Raw genomic sequence first — 24955 nt, 5'->3', positions numbered from 1 at the left:
TGGACTGGGTTTTTATAGATTAGATTGTCTGAGTTTTTCAGCAGACCCTAAGTAGTGAAAAACCCTCCCCTCTAAAAATATTTTGAGGCATAAGGAATTGCAATAATCCTATGTATTATTTTGGCAGCTTATCGGCAAACCTCCCATAGACCCAAGTCCCTGCGACTGCACTCAAAAAAGACACAAACACTACCGTAAAGCCAGTGCCTATCTGTGCAAACAATGGACCAGGGCAAGCTCCGGTAATGGCCCAACCTAGCCCAAAAATAAAGCCTCCATAAATTTGTCCCTTATTGAATTTTTTATCCGCTATTTTTATGACTTGTCCATTTATGGTCTTAATTGAAAACTTTTTGATTATTTGAATAGAAACCATTCCCACAAGAATCGCCGAACCTATTACTCCATACATAAAAAAGGACTGAAACCTGAACATTTCCTGAATCCTAAACCAAGAAATAATTTCACCTTTCACGAAGATTATCCCAAACACTATACCCACTATTAGGTATTTCAATAAGGACAGCCCCGTTTCTCCTTGTTTTATTTTAGCAGCTAAGATTGCATTTTCATCAGCCACTAAAGTGTCATTTTCTTTTAATAACATGCTTATCTATTTTTCTAATTTATATCGTTAATTTTATCAAAAGCCTACCCAATTCATGATGAAGGGTAAAAACAAATGAGTCATTACTAATCCTCCAATCATAAAAAATATTGTGGCAACTAATGATGGCCATTGGAGATTGCTTATTCCCATGATCGCATGGCCTGAGGTACATCCACCTGCATACCTGGTGCCAAATCCGACCATAAAGCCCCCAATTACAAAGAAAAACAAGCCTTTGAGGGTGAATACATTGTCCCAGCTAAATATCTCTGCTGGCAATAGATTCTCAAAATTTGTTATTCCCAATGCATTTAAATCCCTTTGGGTACTTTCAGCAATAACGATCGTTTCGGGGTTTGAAAGAAACATCGCAGCCAGGAATCCGCCTATTAATATTCCTGTTACAAACATTAGGTTCCAGGCTTCTTCTTTCCAATTGTATTGGAAGAAAGGAATCTTGGCAGGTACACAGACCGCACAAATGTGCCTCAAAGAAGAGGAGATGCCAAAGGACCTATTTCCCAATAGCAAGAGTATTGGTACTGTAAGACCGATCATAGGCCCAGCAATATACCATGGCCAAGGCTGACTAAGCCAGTTCAAGAATTCATTCATTATTATTTTTTTTTTACAAATGACAATGTTTAAAGAAATAGCTTTCTAATGAGTAGAATATTCCTTCATAAAGAACAGGACGAGCCCACACAAGATCAATCGAGTAATTCGGTAGCATACCAAATTAGACATTGGATCCTGATTGTAGTTCAGAAAGCTTTAGATTTTTAACAGTGATTTTATTCCGCAATACAATTAGACCTGATTTGGAGTATTAGATTTAATTCCTCAAGTGAACAAAATACATTAGGCATTAGGTTCAAGGGCCACAAAAGTAATCGATGATTACCTCGGGGCCACTAAATCAAGTATAATTTTAAATCCTCCCAGGTCAGTATTCCCACATAGGATATCCTCACTTTATAACATGGTGGAAGGACAGGCATATGCACTAATTGGAAACTTATCAGATGACTTGATGGCATCAAAACCACCTTTCACATTAATCAAATTATCATAGCCTCTGGCCCTCAACACAGAACAAAAGACCATAGAACGATACCCACCAGCACAGTGAACCACATAGGTTTTGTCTTTATCAATTTGGTTCATACTTTCGTTTATATAATCTAAAGGCGCATTAATAGAATCAATAACATGCTCGCTGAAGTGTTCACTTGCTTTACGAACATCCAAGACTTGGTGCTCAGGATGAGAGATGGTGAGTTCTTTAAGTTCATCCACATTTATGGATGAAATATTGTCTATTTCTTTCCCTGCTTCTATCCATGCAGCTATCCCTCCCTTCAGGAAACCAATGGCATGATCGTATCCAACCCTTGCTAATCTGGTGATCACTTCCTCTTCTCTGCCTTTTTCGGCTACGATCAAAAGTTCTTGTTTGACATCAGGAATAAGACTACCTACCCATACTGCAAAGCTTCCATCGATACCAATATTAATGGCATTAGGGATAAAACCCTTTGCGAAAACTTCAGGGCTGCGTGTATCCAAAACTATGGCGCCGGTCTGATTGGCCAAGTATTCAAAATTCTCAGGTGAAAGTGCCTCCTGTCCCCTTTCCAGCACCTCGTCAATGCTGTCATACCCTTTGATGTTCATCATTACGTTTTGGGGAAAATAGGCTGGAGGAGGCATTAATCCACTTAAAACTTGAGTTGTAAAAGATTCCTTAGACATCTCCTGTAAGGCATAATTTGTTTTCTTCTGGTTACCCAAGGTATCATGGGTCTCTTTACTCATGTTTTTGCCACAAGCACTCCCAGCACCATGTGCAGGATAGATGATCAAATCATCTGGCAAGGGTAAAATCTTCTCTCTTAAGGAGTCATACAGATGACCAGCAAGTTTTTCCTGGGTAAGATCGGCTTTTACTTTTTGGGCGAGATCGGGACGGCCAACATCACCGATGAACAAGGTGTCACCAGTAAACAAAGCTTCAGACTTGCCTTCCTCATTAATCAACAGAAAGACAGTACTTTCCATGGTATGTCCAGGGGTATGAATTACCCGAATTTTACTTTTTCCAAGCATAAATTCTTGTTGATCCTTCGCCACTGTAGCTTCAAAACCCAATTCCATATCTGTTGGTCCAAAGACAATTGTTGCATCGGTTTTCTTTGCAAGATCAATATGTCCGGAAACAAAATCAGCATGGAAATGCGTTTCAAAAATATATTTGATTTTAGCCCCGTTCTTGTCTGCCTTGTCGATGTAAGGTTGGACTTCTCTTAATGGATCTATAATTGCTGCTTCGCCATTAGATTCTAAATAATAAGCGCCTTGAGCTAAACAACCGGTATAAATTTGTTCTATTTTCATAGTAGATTTCAGTTCATTAATTGATGGCATAAAACTACGCGCAATATTTATGGTTCAATATGACATTAGTCACACAAGTGGTTTAGTGCTGTTATCTGAACATAAGTTATAGGCTAATCCGTTCAAGAAAGGTAATACACCTTAAACAGGAAATTCTCTACAGCGAAGGTTTGTCTTGCATGTAGAGAGATCTGAATGCACAAGAAATTTGAATGGTTGGTGAACCCCTACTTAAATCAGTAAGTCATAAAATTCACATTGCCTATGGGAGGCCATTGTGATTAAAAAGAGACAGGGTCTATTTCGGCCTGATTTACGAACTAAAAATAAATTGAACAAAAAAAATAGCTGTTTCCCTAGAAACAGCTATTTTAATAAATTTATGAAATTCTTGAGTTAGTTATTTTCAACTTTACCTACAGAGGCATACATAAGTTTCCTTGCATCTGCTTCTCTAAGTTCAAACTGAATATCACTAATTGGTCCCATTTTTACATCTCTATCTGCTTTCAGCGAAATCCAAATTTGATCTCTCTCAGCTTCCGAAAGGGCATCTTTTTGCTGATTTACCCATAACACTATATCAGAAGTATTAATCAACACATCGTTGGCTTGCAACCTAGGTTCCGAACCGTACAATGCTGGATTCTTAGGCTTTCCAATATAAAGATAAGAAATCAAAGTTTTCTTTTGAATCTTCTGCAATTGAGAAGCTTGGGGAATTTTTTGTTCCACCAATATGGTTTGTTCTCTCAATACAGTGGTCACCATAAAGAAAAACAGCAACATAAAGATAATATCGGGTAATGCCGAAGTAGGAATATTGGTTTCCGCCTTGGTTTTCTTTTTAAACTTTGACATAATTAGCTTCCAGATTTATCAGGTTCAGCAATGGAGATGGCCATTGGAATACTTTCTTTTCCACGGTCTATTAGCTCCTTTTCGGCAGCAGACTGGCCTGACAGGGTTCTGTATTCTTCACCTGAAAGTCCTACACGCTCCCCGTATATTTCGAAGTAAGCCTGTTTTATTAAATCAAGCACCTCTAAATAAGTCTCGTAACTGGTACCTCTATTGGTTTTAATGGAAATTACCGCTCCACCAGACATTGGATGATCCGAAGATTCAGGACTTTGATCGGCAATACCTTTCAATGAAGGGGGCAAACTATTGAATAGCGCCGTAGCATCTTCATCAGGATTTCCGAAATTCAAAATGAAAGATTTAATCTCATCTGAAAGCCCTTTGGTATCGTTTCTAAACTCTCCTTCAATCAAAAGATCATCATTAGCATTGATCAGAATATTAAAAATATTCCGCTCATTCAATTCCACCTCTGGTGGGGGCTGATTTGGATCTTGCTTAGGAGGAAGGATGTTCATGATCCCTTTGTCCGAAGCAATTGTCGTAGTTACGAGAAAGAAGATAAGAAGCAAGAAGGCGATGTCTGCCATCGATCCTGCATTTACCTCCTGAGCCATTCTACCTCTCTTGCTAGCCATATTATTTAATTAATTTATTAATTTCCGTAATTACAATCCCAACAATTGCAAGTAAAAACAGGGCGTAAACTGTAAGCAATATACCACCGACCACTTTAGCTCCTTCAGGAGTTATATTAAATGGGTCAGCCATGTATTTTGCTGCTACTTCACCGCTGGCGGTAGAATATGCTATGCCAAATACGATCCCTATCACAGCCACTCCTACGAGCGTCTTCAATAGGCTCTTTGGATCTCCCAAAGAATTGATCAATGGCATCAGGATAGACAATATCACACCAATGATTACCAGCAAGTACCCTGCATATAAGAATATATCAGTAGTATCCATTTTATCTTAAATATATAAGTGAATAATTCATTTATTAGAAAAACATTAAATTGACTAGATTATCTAGTCAATTTATGCTTAACCAAAATGTCTACTAAACTGATGGAAGCATCTTCCATATCATTTACAATACCATCGATTTTGGCCACACAGTAGTTGTAAAACAACTGAAGGATAATCGCTACGATCAAACCAGCAACTGTGGTCAAAAGTGCAATTTTAATACCACCCGCAACAAGTGAAGGAGAGATATCACCAGCAGCTTCAATTGAATCAAATGCACCAATCATACCGATTACTGTACCCATGAAACCAAGCATTGGAGCCAAAGAGATGAAAAGAGAGATCCAAACAAGACCTTTTTCTAAACGACCCATTTCAACAGATCCGTAAGCGATGATGGATTTTTCGACCATCTCTATACCTTCAGAATACCTCATAAGGCCTTGGGTAAAGATAGATGCTACAGGTCCTCTAGTTCCTTTAGTAACGTCTTTAGCGGCTTCAATTCCACCTTCTTCTAATGCACTTTCTACTTTAGCCAACAATTTTTTGGTGTTTGTAGTAGAAAGGTTTAGTGTTACAATTCTCTCCAAAGCTACTGCTAAGCCCAAAATCAAACATAACAATACTGGTGTCATGTAAGTAGGATCTCCTTCAATAAACTTGTCTTTTATAACTTGATGAAAAGATTGCTCTTCAGCAACTAGGTCATCATCAGTCATAACTGGAGTTGGAGCCGGAGCGGCTTGAACCGGTGCGGCCTCTTCAGTAGCTTCAGCTTCTGATTCTGTTTCTTCTTGTGCTTTTGTGATCATCGGAGCAAATAAAATTCCGAAAAGCATGAACAAAGCGATTAACTTTCTCATAGTGTAGTTTTTAATAGACATTTAAAGGTTGAACGGTTTCTAATCTTAATTTGAATTTTAAAGTTATAATTTTTTCGGCTCAAATTACAAATGAATCCATTATAATTTCTAAGAAATTGTTACAAATCATCTCGACGCATCCATTTAGTGCAAGCTAATCCATTGAAATTGGCCTTGTTCTCTAATTTACAATATAGGTAAAAAAAAATTTAAACTGGCGAACTTTCTCTAAAATAGCTAAAATACGTTTCTAAAGGCGATTAAAACTCTTAATTTTTTAGTCTGAACTAGGTAAAACACCTTCAAAAGTCAAACAAAAAACAAATTATCTAATTATTAATCAACCCTTTGATAGCATAAATCTCTTCTAAAAAGCGACTTTTGGAAGGGTACTTTCTTTCAAAATAAAGGCCCTCTTCTAATAAACATTGGATTGATATTCCTACAGTGTTGCTCAATCGTCCTCTCACTTTTTAAACAATTAATCAATCAGCGCTTAGTCAATTTTTAAAAGAATGTACCAATTTAACTCGGGTTTCACGCTTCAGTTTTCGTCAAAGATTTTTCTTAATTATTAGTACTAAATAGCTATGCTAATTTGATAGTTATAATATTTATGAGGAACGTTAATCAAAACTAACCTGATTTTAACATTATTGATACGGTAATTTTTATTCTACTTTTGTGAAATCTTCAATTTGATTCTTTAATACCGAATGAATAATGCTATGACAATATGTGAGATCTGCCAATCCAATGACTTTTCTTCAATTGAAGCCAAAGAACGAATGTTTGGGACGCGCGATACTTTTACTTACGCAGAATGTAATTCTTGTAAATCACTTTTTTTATTGGATCCGCCAACTGACCTTGGCCAATACTACCCAAGCAATTATTATTCTTTTGGCAAGTTCAATAGTAGCAATTCACTTTTAGGCTTGTTGAAAAAATTAAGGTATAAAGCCTTTTCATTTGGTATTTCTATAAGACCACCTGTTTATTTTAACTGGCTTTTACCACTTAAATTGACCGAGACCAGTAAAATAGCAGATATTGGATGCGGCAATGGACAGCTATTAGCAGAACTCTCCTATTGTGGATTCCTCCACCTTGATGGATACGATCCTTTTGTAGAAGTTCCCTTTAATTCAAAGCGGTTCTCCATTAGCAAAAAAGAATTTTTTGAAATTGATAAGACCTATGATCTTGTGATGTTTCATCATTCCTTTGAGCACATGCCAAGGCCTGCTGAAGTTTTTGAAAACCTTGTAAAAATTTTAAATCCAGGTGGAGAAGTATTGATCAGAGTCCCTGTAACTGATGGGCAGGTATGGAAAGAGGATAAAGCATACTGGTTTCAGCTAGATGCGCCCCGTCATTTATTCATTCCAAACACCAAATCCATGCAAATTTTGGGAGAAAGGTTTGGCCTAGAGCTATACAACACCACATTTGACAGCATGGACAGTCAATTTTGGGGAACAGCCCTTTATAAAAAAGGTAAGCCCTTGATGGGTTCTATTATTGAGGAAGAATTTAGCAAAGAAGAATTGTCAGAATTTAAAATAAAAGCCACTCATTATAATAAGGAGAAAATTGGTGACCAAGCATGTTTCTATTTTAGGAAAAAGGCTACTACTTCATAAAATAAAAATCCCATAGTCAATAAGCCATGTTTATCAAATAGAAGAAAACAGTAACCATTGGGTAAAATCTTAGGCCCATAAGTTGAGGGTTTAGATTCCTTTGGCAAAGAATGTAACACAACAAATGCTTAGTTTAAAAATAATTGGTTACTTTTTACTATCTCTTTTGAATTGAATTCCTCATTTTATGGATCAGAATCCCAAATGAACCCTTTATTTGTTTTAGATTTGGAGAAACATTGCCCACCTACAAGAGAATATAAGGGCAAATTTCAGTATACAATTACACCTATAAACAATTCAAGCATTATTTAACCATCACAACCATAAAAACAATTATGAAAAAACAACTTAACATGCTCTTGGTCATGGCCTTGCTTTATGGCACGGCTTGTACAAAGGAAACACAAGAAAAAATGGAAAGCCCTGAAGAGACTTTAACAGTGGTTGAAGCCTTTCCAGAATTGTCCTTTACCAGACCTGTTGATTTCCAGCATGCAGGAGACGACTCGAATAAGCTTTTCGTTGTCGAACAGCGTGGCGTAATCTCCGTTTTTGACAATGATGCAAAAACTGGCACAAAAGCAGCTTTCCTAACTATTGAAGACCGAGTGGAAGATTCCGACAATGAAGAAGGTTTACTTGGATTGGCTTTTCATCCAAATTTTGAGAGCAATGGCTACTTCTACGTAAACTACACTGCTTCTAGTCCTGATCGCACAGTAATATCCCGCTTTAACCTATCCTCCACAAACCCGAATGAGGCAGACCCTTCTAGTGAATTGGTACTTCTTGAATATGCACAACCCTATGGCAATCACAATGGAGGCCAGGTTTCATTTGGTCCTGATGGCTTCTTATATATAGGAGTTGGTGATGGTGGAAAAAGTGGTGATCCACATGGAAATGGACAAGATCGAACCACTTTATTAGGGAATATTTTAAGAATAGATGTTGACAACCAAGATGGTTCTAACAATTATTCTATCCCAGATGACAACCCATTTGTCGACAATACTGAAGGCTATAGGGAAGAGATTTATGCATTTGGCCTAAGAAATCCTTGGAGGTTTAGCTTCGACACTGCCACCGATCAATTGTGGGTAGCAGATGTAGGGCAAAACAGTTATGAAGAAATTGACATGGTCAAAAACGGTGGTAATTACGGTTGGAATACTATGGAAGGCTTTCATTGTTTCAATGCTGATGAGTGTGAGCAAGAAAACCTTGAATTGCCCATTTGGGAATATGACAGGGATGAAGGAGACATTTCCATCACTGGTGGTTTTGTCTACCATGGAGAGGCCATAAAAGAGCTGCAGGGACTATATGTCTATGCAGATTACGTGTCTGGAAGAATCTGGAGCTTGGATTTTAGTGATCCTGAAAACCCAGTAAATACTGAATTATTCAAAGCTGAATTCCCCATCTCTACCTTTGGGGTAGATCAAAACCAAGAAATCTATATCTGTGGTTTTGATGATTCTATTTATAAGTTTGGATTGGAGTAATAAATAACTTAAAAAAGGATGCCCAACAACTTTGTCGGGCATCCTTTTTATTGTAGCATTTCCTAGTAAGCACCTGGTTTTGGTAGTGCATGGACATTGTCCAATAATATAATGCAGGACTAATAAATGGATAGGGTTTATTATCCATTTTATTACCTGAGCTTTGGTTAAGAAAGTTGAAAACTTTCATCCCTTTAGGTTTATTTATGCTTCGCTAAACTTAGACCAGTAAAGGGGCTAAAAGGCTTAATAACTTACCTTATGGTTAAATATTCTTTGGTGGTATTCTCGTTTGAGAAGCTTTAGATTTAGAATGAACCTCTCCCTGTGAATGAGGGACAGCAATATCGCTTTGGTTGCCAGAACCATTGACAGGTATGGGATTTGTGTTGGGAACTGTTCTGACAGCATTGTACCTCTCCACTACATTCTTATTCCATTCTGCTTTTTTCTTTTCGGAGATGATCCCGAGTTTGAATGCGGTATTGTTGAAACCAACATGAGCATCTCGCAAGGGTCTTCCGAAACGATCCATAACCGACTTTTGAGCCGTACCATTTTCAATGGAATCAATTACTTTTTTCACAGCGTATCCTACTAGTGCTGCACTTACTGCCTTAGTTATAAATTTCATTTTAATAGTCGTTTAGTGTTACTATCTGATTAGAAATAATCATGCCACACTTACCCTAAAAGACAGTTCCGGTCATAATTTTTTTCAGATGAGTTAACCTTTAAAATTTGGTCTCAATGGGTAGCGTATATTTACAATCTGGCAATAAGGCAGGAGGAGTAATCAATCCCACTTTGCCTAGTCAAATAATTATCTTGGAAAGGCTGTGCTTTGCAAAACACCCAAATATCCTTATCTGATCTTAAGTGAAAAATAGCGCATAATCTCCGAAAACATATTTCAATTAGACCTTACTTTCTAGACTAATTCTATTCAATGAAATACAGGTAATTTTCAGACTTTAAAACTATTCCCATCCCAATCCGAAAGCTTGCTCTCTTTCTGAATCCCTGCTCAATTAGATAGGAAGGTTTAATTCAAGCTACACCTAGTCGGGCCAAACCATGCAACAAGAACAAACTACATGGCGTCCATAAAAAAAGAAAAGCCAACTCTATTGCTAAAGTTGGCCTTTTGAAGAGAGGAAGGGATTCGAACCCTCGATACTCTCGCGAGTATACGCGCTTTCCAAGCGCGCTCCTTAAACCGCTCGGACACCTCTCTATGGAATTATTTCATTTCATTGAGGCGACAAAGAAAATTATAAAAATCAGTTCTTGCAAGTTATTTGAAGCTTTATTCAACAAAAAAACTGGGTTTTTAAACAATATTTCCGCTCTCATTGCTATAAGATTGAGGGTCAACCTATTGCTGAATTCTTCATTATTGGTTCAAAACTGACATCTCTCCCGCCAATGGCATCATTAACTTACGTTTGATTTCAGTTTCGTCAGATTCGTTTGCCAAAAGGAACATCATCTTCGTAACAGCGGCCTCAGTGGTAATGTCCGCTCCACTTAATACCCCCACTCTTTTGAGGTCCATGCTCGTATGGTACCTACCCTGAATTACCCGCCCCCCATTGCACTGAGAAACATTTAAAATTAAAATCCCTCTGTCAACTGCTGCCTCCATGGCTTTGATAAACCAACTCTCACTAGGACTGTTTCCTGATCCATAGGTTTCCAGCACCACCCCTTTTAAGCCTTTCATTTTGAGGCAATGTTCGATTACTCGGGCTGTAATTCCTGGAAATAATTTCAGGACCATCACATTATTGTCCAATTTGTTGAGGCAACGAAGTTTTTTTCCTTCCTCGTGGGGCCTGATACTTGCGTAGTTATAATCTATGATAATGCCTGATTCAGCAAGAGGAGGATAATTCTCAGACTCAAAAGCATCAAAGTGGACACTTTGCACTTTTTTGGCTCGGTTGCCCCTTAGAAGCATATGATTAAAAAAGATGCAAACCTCTGGTACGATAGGTTTACCATTCGCCTTAGAGATGGCAATTTCCAATGAGGTCATCAAATTTTCCCGAGCATCAGACCGCATCGCACTAATCGGAAGTTGGGCACCCGTGAAAATCACAGGCTTATTTAAGCCTTTAAGCATATAGCTAAGCATGGAAGCACTATAGGCCATGGTGTCCGTACCGTGCAACACCACAAAGCCATCGTAAGTATCATAATTTTCGTAAATGATATAAGACATGTCCACCCAATGATTCAGGTTGATATTGGAGGAGTCAATGGGCTCAGGAAAAGAAATCACCGTAATACTAATGTTCAGGTTATTCAGGTTCGGAATCTTTTCAAGGATTTTCCCAAAATTAAATGGTACCAATGCACCATCGTCGTCATAAGCCATACCCAAAGTACCTCCTGTATAAATAATCAATACAGAATGTTCGATCTCCTTTTTCGCTGCTGTATTAAGCCTTACAATCTTATAATTCATCAGACAGCAATTTGAACACTTTTAAAGCATTCCTGTTTGTTATCGCTGAAACTTCTGAAATACTGGTTCCAGTAATTTCCGCCATTTTTTCTGCTATATAAGGAATGTACTCAGGCGAATTCCTTTTGCCCCTGAATGGCACAGGTGCAAGGAATGGACTGTCGGTTTCCAATACGAGATGTTCGGGGCCCAGTTCCTCTAATACAGCTCCTACGCCACTATTCTTATAGGTAAGTGTACCTCCTATACCCAAATAAAATCCCAAATCTATGATTTCCTTTGCTTGTTCTACCGTTCCTGAAAAACAATGAAATATACCAGTCAGGTTTTCATCATTTAATGGCCTTAGCAATTCAAGGGTTTCATTCAAAGACGCTCTGGTGTGTAAAATCAATGGCAGCTGTTTCTCCTTGGCCCATTTGACATGAACTTTTAAGGAGGCCTTTTGCTCTTCCAGATGCGTTTTGTCCCAGTGTAAATCTATTCCTGTCTCTCCTACTCCATAAAAGGAATGCTTATCCCACCACTTTTCCATCTCGAAAAGTGTCTTTTCAAAGTCTTTGTCCACATCACAAGGATGCAAGCCTAGCATTGGATAGCAAACCCCTGGAAATTTTTGCTCAAGAGCCAACATAACTTCAATGGATTCCAAGTCTATATTGGGCATAAATATTTTATCAATTCCCGCCTCAAAAGATCGTTTGACTACCTCCTCTGCATCTTCACTAAATTTCTTACTGTATATATGTGCGTGTGTTTCAATAAATTTCATGAGAATTTTCGGTTTTTCCAGGTAAGTTCAACAGGGTAAAAGTAAAAAATTACTGTTGCCCAACTTACCCACCAATTGTATATTTCAAAGTAAATTAAATCAAAAAATCTGATTTTGGTCATTGTTTTACTGGCAAATGTGCTAATAAATAAGGACTGAAAGATAGTTTTAATCAGCCAAAAAACCATGGTCCATGAGGGTATAAAATACAACCCAAATATTAATGCGGCATAAAAAGCTACCTGAAGCCCAAGCAATAACTGCCATACCAAGGGCAATAGAAATGCTCCCCGCATCCAACGCTTTCTTTGATGAAGTAAATTCCAAACTGTTTTTTCAGGCTTGGTAATCACCAAGGCATCCTTATCTACAATATGGATGGGCCGATAGCCTTTTGCATATAAGGCGACGGACATGGCAAGGTCCTCAGTTACATTCTCAGCTATAATGCCAAACCCTCCTGAATCTTGGTAAGCAGCGCTTCCCATTGCCATGTTATTGCCCATGGCTGTAAGAGTATATCCTGCATCCGACACGACCTTGACTTTTCCCAAGGTCAGCCACCAATCCAAAGCCTGCATTCTGGAAAAAAAACCTCCTCCTGCCACCGCAGTAATGCCCGTCATCAGACCATATTCTTCTTTATATACCCTTGTAAAAGACTTGCACCATGTAGGCGGGACAATGCAATCAGCGTCTGTAAAAACCAATAGTCCCGATTTTACATGAGTAGCCATTTCGGCAAGCGCCAAGGCTTTTCCATTTTGTCCTTTTTCAGGTCTATTTGAAAGTGGCACCAAAATTCGGTTCTCCGCTCTGGAAGTCCATTGATGTAAAATACCAGCAGTTTCATCTTCACTATGGTCATCAGCTACTAAAAACCTGATTTTTTCTGATGGATAATCCAAATTTTCAAGTGCATTGAGGCAATCAGGAAGGTTATTGGCTTCATTGCGGCATGGTAGTAAAACTGAAACCAAAGCCAAATCCTGCAAATTACTGTTATAATCTTTAAATTTGAAGCGAATTAGAAAAGACAAGGTAGCGTACAGCAGGGAAACTAAAATCACGATAAATAGTGCTACTTGACCTACCATAGCTTACAACAATCCTGTTTGAAAACCCTGGCTAGACAAATAATCCAAGTATTTAGGCAAAATTTCCTGAAGATTCTTTTTCGATTTTTGCTGGTCATGAAACAGCACTATCGATCCGTTTTCCGTGTATTTCATGATTTTCCCAAGTGCTACACTAGAATTCAACTCCTTTTTAAAATCCCAGGAGATCAGTTCCCAAAGGACAATCTCATACTCCTTCAACAAATATCGGGAATATCGCCTGTTAATTTTTCCATAAGGAGGGCGGAAAGTTTTGGTTTCAACACCCGTCTTCTCCAAAATCGTCTTTCGGCATTGTTCTATATCTTCGAGGTACACTGTAAGTGGCGTTTTACCTGCGTTTAGGTGATGGTGGGTATGATTACCTATGCCATGACCTCTCTGAGCAATCTCATTCGCTAAATTGGAATTTTTAGACACATTGTCCCCCACCATAAAAAATGTGGCCTTCATATTATAATCCTCCAGAAGCCTCAACACATAGTCAGATACTGAAGGTACCGGACCATCGTCAAAGGTCAGGTAAACTGTTTTATGCTCGCGGTCTTTGTGCCAGGTAAAAGAACCAAAAAGGTTTTGGATGATACCTGGGACTTTATAAAATAACATATCAATTGAATTGAAGGCTGAGCAGCGTAATGTCATCTCTAACAGGAATTCCATCCGAAAACTTTGCCAAATCGCTGAGAAAACCTTCATGAAAACGCTTAGGATCAAAGGATGGATGTGCCTCGATATAGCCTAAAAACCTTTCCTCACCAAATTCCTCTTCATTTGGATTCAGCGCTTCCGTTAATCCATCTGTATAAAGATGAAGCGTAAAATGATCTAAATTATTTCTTTCGCCCTGTTCCATAAAAGGCAATGTTTCAAAAGCACCCAAAATGGTGGTTCCTGCCTCCAGCAACTCAGGAGTATTGCTAGGGCTGGTGCATAATACGGGAGGATTATGCCCTGCATTGACATAGCTTAGCTTCTTTTTGCTATAGGAATAGTGTCCAAGAAAAAAGGTAATAAACCTTTCTCCTTTTGTGGTATCAAAAGTGGAAAAATTCAATTGCTCCATAATCGTTTTCAAATCGGTACCGCTTCGGAGAAGGGTTCGTAAAGCTGCTTGAAAATTGGACATCAACAGCGATGCCGGCATACCTTTCCCTGAAACATCTCCTACACAGAAATAGACATCATCTTCAGACCTTTCAATCAAGTCGTAGTAATCCCCTCCTACAGAACTATGTGGAATATAGGTCACTTGTGCCCTAAGCTTTGCATGGTCAGGAAGTGTCGCTGGAAACAACATGCGTTGTACATTACTGGCAATCTCCATTTCTTTTCGAAAGCTTTCTTGCTCCAATTGCTTTCTGGCAAAACGCTTGTTCTCAAGTGCCACCACCAAAATATTGGTCAATGCTTGGGTAAAGTCCAAATCCAATCCAGCATCCCCATCTTTAGTGCTCATAAAGAGAATGGCAAGCATTTTATCTTTGTGATAAACGGGCACATAAATATTTACCTCTGTGAAGGAATACTCTTCAGAAAGAGATAGGCTCAATTTGCCCAATTCTTTGTTTTCCTGAACATCAGCTTTCTGAATTTTCTCTGGTAATTTTTCCTTTACCTGATGAGAAATTCGCCTTAGGAAAAATTGCTCTTGCTGGTTATAAACATAAAGTACCAGCGATTTAATATTCAAATGAATCAGACAGGTAAACTTAAAAATATTTAAAAGTACATTCTCATCTTTGTTCTCGTTGATGGCTTGTGTTATTTCCAGCAATGCCTTTAATTCCAGTTCTTTTCTCTGGTACTTAATTGTCTCTGCAGTCATTTTATAGGGTATTGTGGGTGAGCAGACCCTCTTTGGTAGCCAGGTAGTAGTAGTTCATCCCTTTCTCCGTCAAAGGCAGCGCGTCAAAAATCTCATTCTCCGGTGCTGCATAACATCTTATCCACCCTTTCTCCAGCAATTGCGTTAAATTCAACAGCAACTTGTTGTCTTCCCATTCCAAGCTGGATTTCAGGTATTGATAGGATTGAAGGAAATACAATTCATCCAAAAGGTCAAATTCATCATTTGTCATTGTTGCCTCATTGTTAAGTCTAATTACAAAATTAAGGGATTCATTAGCTTTTCCTTCCTTTCCAGGTATAATTTCCAAAAATCGCAAAAGGAAGGGCGCATAGGACGAGTAAAGGATAGATCCAGCCAGTTAAAAACCAACTTAGAAAAGAAAATTTTAATCCGAAAAGATTCAATATTTTTCCCAAGACTTTTTTTTCAAATATCACCCTCAGGGTCCAAAAGAGCAAAATGGCGAGGGTATATTCCCAGGAATAAAAAGCCAAGGGAATGCTTGCCAATAGAAAGGTGCTGAAAACAGCAAGTCCTGCCGCTGAAAGCCAATGCCAACTCCCTTTGTGGGCATTCCACTTACTGGCCCACCTCGAACGTTGTCGAATCCAATCCAATGGGCTTTTCAAGGCATGTGTTTTCACTAAAGAAAGAGGGGATACGAGATAATCTAAGGCGGATGCTCCAAATTTAACCCACATCTTCTTGAGCAGAAATTCGTCATCCCCCGAGGGAATGTGGGTATTCCCTTCATATCCTTCTACTTCTAAAAAGGCTTTTTTTCGAAAGGCTAAATTGGCCCCACTGCACATCAATGGTTTGCCTTTTGCGAATGAAACTTGGGTCATTAATATAAGACTGGCCCATTCTATTTGCTGGAAATCACTAAAAACGCCATTGCCAGCGCTAGTCATAACAGGAGCAGCAACCAATCGAATGGCAGGATCCATAAATGGGGAAATCAAATGTTCCAACCAACCTTTATTGATCCTAACATCTGCATCTGTAGTGACAATTATTTCTGATTTGCTGGCTTGGATCCCTGTATTTAGTGCCGCTTTCTTACCAATTCCCTGATTGTTGATTATTTGCCAGTTTACCAGGTTGTGATTTTCAATAAACTGTTTCACCCGCTCAGCGCCATTATCCTCACTGTGATCATCAATAAAGCAAACATTTGCCGACGAAGGTAGGTTTTCAGAAAGGTCGGGAAGCAATAATCCTAAATTATCATCCTCATTTCTGAACGGGACCATTAAAGTACAGGTACTTAGGGTATTTTGGCTAGTTTCTAACTGATGCCATTGCTCCTTAATCTTGCTATCCCAAATGCTAACAAAATGCCCTAAAGCCAAAAAATAAGCCAAGACAAATAAAAAATAGAGCATTCCTAGGACAAGCATTTAATGGGCATTTGAGGATTTGTGGTAAATTGCACCGATGAGTAAAATTGTAAAAAATCCGATTAAGGAAAAAATCATTTTAGGCATTGACCCGGGAACATCCGTGATGGGTTATGGTTTAATTTTAGTAAAGGGGAGTAAATACAGCATAATCGAATTTGGCGTCATTCACCTAAAAAAATACAGCGACCATGCGATGAAACTTAAAAAGATTTTTGAAAAGATCACTTATATTATAGAAACTCATGGGCCCGATTCCATGGCGCTGGAAGCGCCTTTTTTTGGGCAAAATGTACAGTCCATGCTCAAACTAGGTCGTGCACAAGGTGTGGCCATGGCAGCAGCCCTAGCAAAGGAAGTATCCATCACTGAATATTCTCCAAAAAAAGTGAAACAGTCGGTGACCGGAAATGGAAATGCTTCTAAAGAGCAGGTGGCTGAAATGCTCAAGTCCTTATTGAACTTTGATGAGATTCCAAAATTACTTGATGCAACTGATGCCTTGGCTGTTGCGCTTTGTCATCATTTTCACGATGGCAGGATTCAGACCAAAGGAAGAAGTGGTGGCTGGAAATCTTTTTTAACTGAAAATCCTGACAGGATTAAAAAATAATTTTTCAGCATTATATTAGAATTCTAGTCCTTAATTGATAAATTAGTAATGAACTAAACCCTTATAGCCATGAAAAAAACGGTATTGGAATGCGAGCATTGTTTTACTGATTTCATCAACCAACTGAATGAATTGAGGGATTTGATTCATGAAGGTAATAGTCATGGGATGAACGATGCTGTACGCTCAAAAATGATAACGAGTTTTGAAAAGTCACATGATGCCGCTTTAGAAACCATAGCCTCTTATTTTAAAACACAAGGCAAGGCACCATTTTCGGGCTCTAGAGACATTACTGTGGAAGCTTTTCACGCTGACCTGATTGATGATGGACAGGGCTGGCTGGACATGATCATCCACAGAATCAAATACAATCCCCTCTATCCAGGTGATTATTTGGGATCACTTTCTGAAAACATTGTTAAAAAATACTTAGGCTTTTTAGAAGGTTTTGAAAGAAATATGGAGGAAAAACTAGATAGTTAAACCTGAAATATGCAATAGATACGCTATTACATGCTGATCCGCCGAGACAGATAAAATCAGCCACTTCGATGTGGTTTTCAATTTCACCATAGTGGTGCTATGCTAAAATATCCAAACAGCTTGATAATCTTGCGATTACAACACCTCCTGTAAACATGGTACAGCCTGTACAAATCCTATTACATAATTTGGTTTAAAGAAGCTAAGTACCTGCAAGAATTTTTTTTAATTTATTTTCAAAATTTTGTAGCATTACAACAATTAATTGCGTCTTGGTTGAGAAAAGTAATACAAACGATTCCATTTTTACCTATTTACCCTTCTCCCATTAAGTCATGAAAAGAAAATTACACCCTCAATTTGCGATTGGAATGCAGTTCATGCTCTCCTTAATGCTGGTATTGGTGCTTCCCTCCTGTGAAGACCAAATAGAAACAACTTATACCTATCAAACGCAGGTACCTGTATTTATAGAAGTAAATTCTTTCAGAGAAGCTGATATTATTATCGAACCTGGAATACCGTTGGATCAACCTGGGAAAATTTACATCTATGGGGATTACCTATTTATATCCGAACCCGGGAAAGGCATACATTTATTGAACAATGCTGACCCTGCTAACCCCCAGAACCTAAATTTCATCAATATCCCAGGAACTGGTGACATGGCGATCAATGAAAGCATCTTGTATGCCGACAATTATATTGACTTATTGGCCTTTGATATTTCGAATCCTGAAAACATTCAACTGGTAAAAAGAGAAAAAGACGTTTTCCCTAATATCTACTCCAATGAGGAAACGGGCACAATAATGACCTATAAAGATACCGTCATTACCTCCACCGAGTCCAATATGCGCTGGAACAGCTGGGGAAGGCCTACTTTTAGATCCGACATGATGACGCTCGAATCTGCGGCTTACTCCAAATCTGATGGAGGGCAGAGCTATGGCCAAGGTGGGTCAATGGCAAGGTTTACTCTTTTAGGTGGACACCTCTATACAGTGGACAACAATAACATGAGGATTTTCAATGTAGAAAACCCCATGGATCCGAAATACCTTAGCGATATAAGCCTGGGTTGGGGGATAGAAACAATCTTTCCTTTTAAAGGTAACCTTTTTATAGGCTCCATGTCGGGCATGCACATTTATGATGCAAGCAATCCTGCAGCACCGAGGGAAATGGCTGTCTATTCACACATAACCTCTTGCGATCCTGTGGTAGTCAATGATGATTATGCTTTCGTGACTTTGAGAAGTGCGGCCCTTTGCCGTAATGGAGCCAATGAGTTGCATGTTTTGGACATAAAAGACCTAAATCGACCTACCTTATTAAAAACCTATCCCATGGACAATCCACATGGCTTGGGACTTTCTGGAGATTATTTGTATCTGGCAGAAGGAGATAAGGGATTAAAGAGTTTTAATGTTTCAAATGTCATGGAAATCAGTAACAATCAAATTGAACATCTGAAAAACCATGTATTTCTTGACATAATTCCAGGCCCCAAATCATTAATAGTGATCGGTCCTGATGGAGTTTGCCAATTTGACTATTCTGACCCGGAGAAACTTAAAGAACTAAGCTGTATTAATGTTTCCAATGGATAAATGAAAAATTTGTATTTATTTTTCCTAACCGCATTCATTTTCTCCTGCCCCCTAATTAGCATGGGGCAGGATTTACCTTTTGTAAGCCATTCAGAAATTGGAGTACTTACTGGTAGAGATAATTTTGGTTCACGGACAAATTTCACCTTTCAAACTTTTAATGGTGTTCAACTCAACCGTCGACATGCAGTAGGTTTTGTGACAGGCTTGGATCAATATGGGAATTATTCTGTCCTTCCATTGGCTCTAGGTTGGAGGGTAGTATTAAATCCTCAAAATAAATGGCAGGTATATGGAGGTGGGGAACTAGGTTATGGTTCTGCCATCTTTGAACGTTTGGAAATCAATGAATGGGACCAACACAATTGGCGCAAAGGGGGAATGATGGCGCAAGGAACTATAGGTTTAAGATTCCAAAACAAAAGGTCCAATTTCTGGACCCTAAGTTTTTCTTTAAAAAGGCAAATCAGTTATTTTTACAATGGCAATCCCTCCAGATTATCCCCAAACCGAATGCGACCTGAGGACTGGAACTACTTTGAAGAAGACAAAGTCACCTTCAACAATCTAGTTTATAGGATTGGGTATTCGTTTTAGGCAATTTCTTACTTGTTCAACAACCTTCTGGCTCCCCCAACCCGTTCCGGAACGGAGCCGAATGAGTAGGTATTATGTCACCTACTCATTTATCGGTTTATTTTAAGAATTACGTTAGAAATCCCCCTTTCTCCCCCTTTTTTGAAGGGGGATTTTGTTTTTTCAGAATTGGGGACCACGTTATTGATTTTGATTTAAGGCAGCCCGGTTCAACTCTACCAATTCATCATGAAACTCATCTTCCACTAACTCCACCTTGACAAGGGGGCAGGGGGATTCTAATGTTCAAAATACTATAATCCAATAGATTAGCTATTTTTCAGAAAGCCTACTCGGTAACCGGTTCCTGACCGGAGCCAAAGGAGTAAGTATTTCGAGTACGTTACCCTATGGCTTCGGCTCCGCTCAGCCGCCGGGATGAGGTTCCGCTTACCCGATGGGGCTGAACAGCTTCTCACCATCAACAAGCTTAAAAAAAATAGCGAAACCACTATTTAATCTAATGATTAAGTGGTTTCGCTAAATATTATAGTAGATAGGTTAACTTAGCTTTCACTGCTAAACTTTTGTATTCTAAGAGTACTTAAGGGAAATAAAAACCACTTGGCCCTCTGCCAACTACTACATCATCAATAAGTTCTCCCTGAGCATTGATACGCATCACTGTGCCATTTCCTTGCCAGCCATTGTGCTCTCCTATGTACAATGTTTGTGTCTCATCATCAAATCCCAAACCATAGAAATTACTACCGGAATAAAAATTCTCATCTACAACTGAACCTGAATTTAAGGAAAGTTTCACTACCACATCCTCTGTAGCTTGGTTGCTAATGACATACAATTCCCCACTGTCACTAACCGTGAAATTACCATTGTAAATGCTATTACTCACAGGAAATTCATAGGTCTCCACAACTTCAAAAGTAGCTGAGTTTAGCTTATGCAGGTAAATTTTCTCACTGTCATTGGCATAGAGGTAATGGCTTGCTTGGTACTCAAAAAAGAAAAACGGGCTTCCTTCTACAGCAATTGTTTTCTCCACTTCATCATCTCCAACTTCTATCACAGCGATAGATCCCAGTTGACAGGCTACCAATATTCTATCACCAATAAATGCCAGTCCTTCTGGTCTAGATGGAGTAGGTATCTTGTAAGCAACATCCCCTCCTGTTATATCTTCAATTACAGCTACAAAAGATTCGGTATTGCTCCAAGAAGCGTCATACGGCCCCCAATCGCTAATGTACAATTTACCATCAGCTCTGACCATGCTCCGGCTATTGACCAGGTCATTGCTGACTGCACCTACAGAAATGAAGTCAGCGGATTGCACCACTTCCAATTTACCTGTATTGGCTACCAAATACGTATAGTCTTCATAGCTGATCAAATCCTGAAGTAAACCTGCAAAAGGCCTATTATTGACATTTTCAAAAACATTGGTTTCTACCTCAGAGGTACTCTTATCAAAATGGTGAACTTCACCATCATTGGCACCAAAAGCGCCTTCATTGATGATCAGCACACCATTCTCATAGGCCCCCTGAGGAACTTCAACGGGATCCGTTCCACAGGACACCAAAAGGGCAAACAAAAACAACTTACAGGCTAACTGCATTTTTCTCATAACACTACATTTAAATTAAATTGAAAATTTCTTCCCGGCATGGATCTCAGGCGAACCACTTGATAATCCACATTGAATATATTATTTGTATGGAATCCCAGATTACCTTTTAGCTTTCCTTTCCACTTAAAGGCATAAGTCAGCCCTGTATCCCACAGGCTGTAAGGATCCAAAAGGGTTTGGTTATCCGTGGTGACATACCTTTCACTGGTCCATTGCTGCTGTAAATAGAATTTGTAGGGACCCTTCTGAAAACTTCCTTGCATACGTACCTTATGCTTTGGAACATAGGGAAGTTGTTTCCCCTTACTGAGCGAATTTCCTTGATCGCCGGATTGATTGACTGCGCTATTTAAGGAGTAGTCCACATTCACTCCCCAGTAATTGCTGCCTTGTTTATAAACTCCTTTGAAAAAATATTCCAATCCTTGATTGACTACAGAGCGAACATTCTCAGCCTGCCAATAGGTACTCGATGGCAACCATAAAATCCAATCATCTACGTCCATATGAAAATAGGTAAGCCTGTTTTCTACACTAAATGCGGATACATGGGCCTCACTGGTAAGTCCAATTTCTTTACTGAGACTTTTTTCTGGGGACAAATTTGGATTGCCACCCGGAACCCAGAATCGATCGTTTAAAGTGGGGATTTTAAAGCTTCTTGACAGGTTGCTTATTAAATGCCAATTCCACAGCTTGGAATTAAAAAAAGTCCATTCTACGCCTAATGAAGGTGTAAATGGTGCTGCCTCTCCTTCATGAATCAGCTGCCTGAGTTGCATGGAAATCCCCAGATTTTGGCTTGGTTTGAAATTGGTGGCTTGGTACAATTCTAACCGCTGCTCTTTACTTTCGTAGGTGGCCAGCTGCCCTTTGATATGTGAATAGCGGATCCCAGCAAGGGTCTGCCATTTTTGAGAGAAAGAGTAATCCACAGCAGTACCTAGCAAAAACAAGCGTGTTTCATTTCTATCCGTATTAAAAACCATTACATCACTGGATATCCCGGTTTTCGCGGTCCATGTAAACTTTTCGCCTATAAACGCATAATCTATCACCGACCTAACACTCCGGTCTTCTTGCACATCGCTTACAGCTGAGCCTAATAAGGGTTGTATTTGCCTGTCATTTGAATTGACCCATAGGTTCGCTTTTAAGGACTGTTTCGTGCTGATCTTGAAGGCAAAATCCTGCACCAAGCCAATTTGTGAAACCTTGGCATGTTCTTGGCGTTTTTCGGGTGTACCTGGACTTGCCCAATCCTTATAGTTGAAATTATTTGCTGTATAATTTCTATACACGTTGGTCCGAAAAGCAAATTTCTCTCCTCCCTGACGGTAACTTACCTGCTGGTGCCAGCGACCAAAACTCCCGAGAAGTGTCCCAATTTTCAATTCATTGTCGGTATTGAACTGCAAATCAGAAGACAAATGAACCGCTCCACCAATCGCATCAGTACCATACAATGCCCCTGAACTTCCATAATGAATATTTACAGCATCAAATCCCCCCAATGGGAAAATAGAATAATCCGCCTGCCCCAATGAAGGGCTGTTCACCGGCACTCCATTCCAAAACAAGGCATTGTGTCCGGCTGAAGTGCCACGCATGCTCAGGGAAGCTAACATGCCCGATCCGTACTGTCTTAAAAACAAACCAGTCTCTTGCTGCAACACCTCCCCCAATGAATATCCGGACAATTGGCCTAACCTGTCTGCATCGAGCGTTCTCACCCATTGTCCAAAAGCATATTTCCTTAATGCAGCCGCATGAACTTCCACTTGAGAAAGCTCCAGAGTGTCTTGTCGAAAAACCCTTGAAGAATTAGGTTCGCCCTGCCAACCCGTTACAAAAAAAACCAAACAAGCAATTAATGACATCCTCTTTCTGTTGATTAGGTATCCACGTTTACAAACTTTTTTGGAGTAAGAAGAGAATGAAATGAAAACCTGTGAATACGCCTTCAAGACATCCTTTTACAGGCGTCTCAATCGAGCATCAATATTCAATAAATGAAAATACTGAAAAACAGCTAACACTTCTTTCTCAGCCCTTCTCCCGAAAGCCATGAATGATAAGATTTTAATGGCAGGTCTCCTGACTTCCCAAGGTAAATCCGCCTTCTCATCCCAATTGGGACAATGGCAAAGGATGGATTTCCATTTTCTTTATTGCTATAAAGATTGGGTTACAGTTGCGGGGACAGTTCCGGTTTTACACCGGATTCCCTATTATTCCCGAGCGCCTGGTTAAGGATCGGGAACCATAAATCGGCACAAACTTACGGTAAAAACTTTATTCAAAAAACTTTTGAAAAAATTAAGCTGTTGGAAATGGAGGCTGCAATGGTTTACTTTGGGTTGAAAATCAAATCCTGTTTATTCCTTTTTACTAAAAAATGGCTCTTATTCGTCTGTCTATTTTTCTATTATTATTTCTTCCGGCCTGCCAGCAAACCAGTCAGAAAGGCACTTTGGACGCCCTGGAAGAAATCCCTTTAATGTACGCAAAAGGCTTTGCTCTCTATCGAGGTAATAATTTTTTTATACTTGAAATTATTCAATCTCCAAATAAAACACAGCGATTTCTGATATCTGACCCAGTAGAAGAAGTGTTAATGCCTGATTTATCACTAGACGGTAAAATCCCAATAGGTAGCCATAAGGTAATATTGTCTGCCACTCCTCAGGTCGCCCACTTAGATTACCTGCAGGCCGAAGACCACCTCATGGCCTTCCCTGACCTTGACTTAATAAGCAGCGAATCAGTAAGGCGAAGAATCGATGAGGATAAAATCATCGATTTGGGAAAAGGCCCGGTAACGAACTTTGAAAAAATAATTGATCTCGAACCTGACTGGGTCATGATATCGGGATTTGGCGAACCTTTCAAATTGGCGGATAGATTAGCTTCAGCAAACATTCCTGTGATCATTAATCAGGAATTTCTGGAGGAACATCCTCTTGGCAGAGCCGAATGGATTAAGGTAACAGGAGTTTTACTGGGAAAAGAAAAAGAAGCTACAGAAGTTTATTCAAAAATTGTAACCAATTACAATGCCTCTAGAGAGCTAATGGCTAAAGTCCCTGAAAATAAAAAGCCTAGTGTACTGTCTGGAACCTTGTACAAGGATATCTGGTATGCTCCAGGGAAAGAAAGCTGGGCAGCAAAAATCATTGCTGATGCTGGTGGTCATTACCTGTTTGATAAGGAAGGGGATACAGGAAGTTTAACCTTGAATTATGAATTTGTATTAAACCATGCCAGTGAAGCAGATTATTGGATAGGAGCCGCCAATCATACCTCCTTGGGAAGCATGGTGGAGCAAAATTCAAAATATGGAGTTTTTAAGGCACATAAAGAAAAACAAATTTATACCTATACTTTAGGAATGGGGGCCACTGGCGGATTGAGGTATTTTGAGGAGGGTTACCTGCGGCCCGACCTTGTATTGCTGGACATGATTAAGATCCTACACCCAGAAAAAGCCAGTGAGCACAAATTCAGGTATTTTGAGAGATTAGAAGATTAA

24 protein-coding genes, 1 tRNA gene and 1 riboswitch are annotated in these 24955 nt (G+C 39.2%); of the genes, 7 read left to right on the top strand and 18 right to left on the bottom strand.

The genetic code is table 11. From position 1 onward, the window contains the following. Positions 1 to 115: 115 nt before the first annotated feature. From AAC073_RS04070 to AAC073_RS04040, 7 genes are all read right to left on the bottom strand, one after another. A complete protein-coding gene (locus AAC073_RS04070; protein ID WP_339922562.1) occupies positions 116 to 607 on the bottom strand; it encodes a DUF6691 family protein in 492 nt (163 codons plus the stop codon). Positions 608 to 643: 36 nt separating this feature from the next. Then, positions 644 to 1225: a YeeE/YedE thiosulfate transporter family protein gene (locus AAC073_RS04065; protein ID WP_339922561.1), complete on the bottom strand. Its 582-nt coding sequence runs from the start codon at positions 1223 to 1225 to the stop codon at positions 644 to 646. 360 nt (positions 1226 to 1585) lie between these two features. Further along, the gene (locus tag AAC073_RS04060) at positions 1586 to 3007 is read right to left on the bottom strand and encodes an MBL fold metallo-hydrolase (protein ID WP_339922560.1); all 1422 of its coding nucleotides are present in this window, start codon (positions 3005 to 3007) and stop codon (positions 1586 to 1588) included. 396 nt (positions 3008 to 3403) lie between these two features. Continuing rightward, a complete protein-coding gene (locus AAC073_RS04055) occupies positions 3404 to 3868 on the bottom strand; it encodes a biopolymer transporter ExbD (RefSeq protein WP_339922559.1) in 465 nt (154 codons plus the stop codon). 2 nt (positions 3869 to 3870) lie between these two features. Next, a complete protein-coding gene (locus AAC073_RS04050; RefSeq protein WP_339922558.1) occupies positions 3871 to 4509 on the bottom strand; it encodes a biopolymer transporter ExbD in 639 nt (212 codons plus the stop codon). A gap of 1 nt (position 4510) precedes the next feature. Next, positions 4511 to 4840, bottom strand: coding sequence for a hypothetical protein (locus AAC073_RS04045; protein ID WP_339922557.1), 330 nt, complete (start codon positions 4838 to 4840; stop codon positions 4511 to 4513). Positions 4841 to 4899: 59 nt separating this feature from the next. Beyond that, positions 4900 to 5709, bottom strand: coding sequence for a MotA/TolQ/ExbB proton channel family protein (locus AAC073_RS04040; protein ID WP_339922556.1), 810 nt, complete (start codon positions 5707 to 5709; stop codon positions 4900 to 4902). Between the two features lie 716 nt (positions 5710 to 6425). Between AAC073_RS04040 and AAC073_RS04035 the strand changes: the two genes are divergently transcribed. Together AAC073_RS04035 and AAC073_RS04030 are read left to right on the top strand one after the other, a co-directional pair. Then, positions 6426 to 7355 carry a class I SAM-dependent methyltransferase gene (locus AAC073_RS04035; protein WP_339922555.1) on the top strand — a complete coding sequence of 310 codons (930 nt, stop codon included), beginning with the start codon at positions 6426 to 6428 and terminating at the stop codon, positions 7353 to 7355. A gap of 338 nt (positions 7356 to 7693) precedes the next feature. Then, complete coding sequence (locus AAC073_RS04030; protein ID WP_339922554.1) at positions 7694 to 8866, top strand: PQQ-dependent sugar dehydrogenase; 1173 nt, start codon at positions 7694 to 7696, stop codon at positions 8864 to 8866. 265 nt (positions 8867 to 9131) lie between these two features. Here AAC073_RS04030 and AAC073_RS04025 read toward each other — a convergent pair whose 3' ends face one another. The 9 genes from AAC073_RS04025 to AAC073_RS03985 form a co-directional block, all read right to left on the bottom strand. Beyond that, on the bottom strand, positions 9132 to 9500 hold the full coding sequence (locus tag AAC073_RS04025) for a hypothetical protein (RefSeq protein ID WP_339922553.1): 369 nt from the start codon (positions 9498 to 9500) through the stop codon (positions 9132 to 9134). A 516-nt stretch (positions 9501 to 10016) separates the two neighbouring features. Continuing rightward, positions 10017 to 10103: transfer RNA gene (locus AAC073_RS04020), tRNA-Ser, on the bottom strand. Between the two features lie 159 nt (positions 10104 to 10262). After that, entirely contained in the window at positions 10263 to 11339 is a 1077-nt protein-coding gene (locus AAC073_RS04015; protein WP_339922551.1) for an asparaginase, read from the bottom strand. Next, complete coding sequence (locus tag AAC073_RS04010) at positions 11329 to 12111, bottom strand: TatD family hydrolase (RefSeq protein ID WP_339922550.1); 783 nt, start codon at positions 12109 to 12111, stop codon at positions 11329 to 11331. Before AAC073_RS04010 ends, AAC073_RS04015 begins: the two co-directional genes overlap by 11 nt. After that, positions 12108 to 13208 carry a glycosyltransferase gene (locus AAC073_RS04005; protein ID WP_339922549.1) on the bottom strand — a complete coding sequence of 367 codons (1101 nt, stop codon included), beginning with the start codon at positions 13206 to 13208 and terminating at the stop codon, positions 12108 to 12110. The genes AAC073_RS04010 and AAC073_RS04005 overlap by 4 nt, the downstream gene beginning before the upstream one ends. 3 nt (positions 13209 to 13211) lie before the next feature. Next, positions 13212 to 13838: a polysaccharide deacetylase family protein gene (locus tag AAC073_RS04000; RefSeq protein WP_339922548.1), complete on the bottom strand. Its 627-nt coding sequence runs from the start codon at positions 13836 to 13838 to the stop codon at positions 13212 to 13214. 1 nt (position 13839) lies between these two features. Further along, the gene (locus AAC073_RS03995) at positions 13840 to 15057 is read right to left on the bottom strand and encodes a PP2C family protein-serine/threonine phosphatase (RefSeq protein WP_339922547.1); all 1218 of its coding nucleotides are present in this window, start codon (positions 15055 to 15057) and stop codon (positions 13840 to 13842) included. A gap of 1 nt (position 15058) precedes the next feature. Then, positions 15059 to 15310, bottom strand: a complete 252-nt coding sequence (locus AAC073_RS03990) for a hypothetical protein (RefSeq protein ID WP_339922546.1) — start codon at positions 15308 to 15310, stop codon at positions 15059 to 15061. A gap of 43 nt (positions 15311 to 15353) precedes the next feature. After that, the gene (locus AAC073_RS03985) at positions 15354 to 16484 is read right to left on the bottom strand and encodes a glycosyltransferase (RefSeq protein WP_339922545.1); all 1131 of its coding nucleotides are present in this window, start codon (positions 16482 to 16484) and stop codon (positions 15354 to 15356) included. Positions 16485 to 16521: 37 nt separating this feature from the next. On the opposite strand from AAC073_RS03985, the gene ruvC reads away from it, so the two are divergent. The 4 genes from ruvC (at position 16522) to AAC073_RS03965 (ending at position 19793) form a co-directional block, all read left to right on the top strand. Then, positions 16522 to 17097 (top strand): crossover junction endodeoxyribonuclease RuvC, encoded by a 576-nt coding sequence (gene ruvC, locus AAC073_RS03980; protein WP_339922544.1) that lies wholly within the window; start codon positions 16522 to 16524, stop codon positions 17095 to 17097. A 69-nt stretch (positions 17098 to 17166) separates the two neighbouring features. After that, positions 17167 to 17583 (top strand): nucleotidyltransferase substrate binding protein, encoded by a 417-nt coding sequence (locus AAC073_RS03975; RefSeq protein ID WP_339922543.1) that lies wholly within the window; start codon positions 17167 to 17169, stop codon positions 17581 to 17583. A gap of 335 nt (positions 17584 to 17918) precedes the next feature. After that, positions 17919 to 19196 carry a hypothetical protein gene (locus AAC073_RS03970; RefSeq protein WP_339922542.1) on the top strand — a complete coding sequence of 426 codons (1278 nt, stop codon included), beginning with the start codon at positions 17919 to 17921 and terminating at the stop codon, positions 19194 to 19196. Further along, positions 19197 to 19793 (top strand): hypothetical protein, encoded by a 597-nt coding sequence (locus tag AAC073_RS03965; protein WP_339922541.1) that lies wholly within the window; start codon positions 19197 to 19199, stop codon positions 19791 to 19793. It begins immediately after the preceding gene. A 583-nt stretch (positions 19794 to 20376) separates the two neighbouring features. Here AAC073_RS03965 and AAC073_RS03960 read toward each other — a convergent pair. Further along, positions 20377 to 21420, bottom strand: a complete 1044-nt coding sequence (locus tag AAC073_RS03960) for a DUF5074 domain-containing protein (protein ID WP_339922540.1) — start codon at positions 21418 to 21420, stop codon at positions 20377 to 20379. Continuing rightward, the gene (locus tag AAC073_RS03955) at positions 21417 to 23303 is read right to left on the bottom strand and encodes a TonB-dependent receptor (RefSeq protein ID WP_339922539.1); all 1887 of its coding nucleotides are present in this window, start codon (positions 23301 to 23303) and stop codon (positions 21417 to 21419) included. The genes AAC073_RS03960 and AAC073_RS03955 overlap by 4 nt, the downstream gene beginning before the upstream one ends. Positions 23304 to 23492: 189 nt before the next feature. Beyond that, positions 23493 to 23706: riboswitch (cobalamin riboswitch) on the bottom strand. Between the two features lie 115 nt (positions 23707 to 23821). Between AAC073_RS03955 and AAC073_RS03950 the strand changes: the two genes are divergently transcribed. Then, a complete protein-coding gene (locus AAC073_RS03950; RefSeq protein ID WP_339922538.1) occupies positions 23822 to 24955 on the top strand; it encodes an ABC transporter substrate-binding protein in 1134 nt (377 codons plus the stop codon).

Source organism: uncultured Cyclobacterium sp., from assembly GCF_963977555.1.
GTDB lineage: Bacteria > Bacteroidota > Bacteroidia > Cytophagales > Cyclobacteriaceae > Cyclobacterium.
The sequence above is the reverse complement of the archived record's forward strand: the minus strand, read 5'-3'. Positions and strand labels throughout refer to the sequence as shown.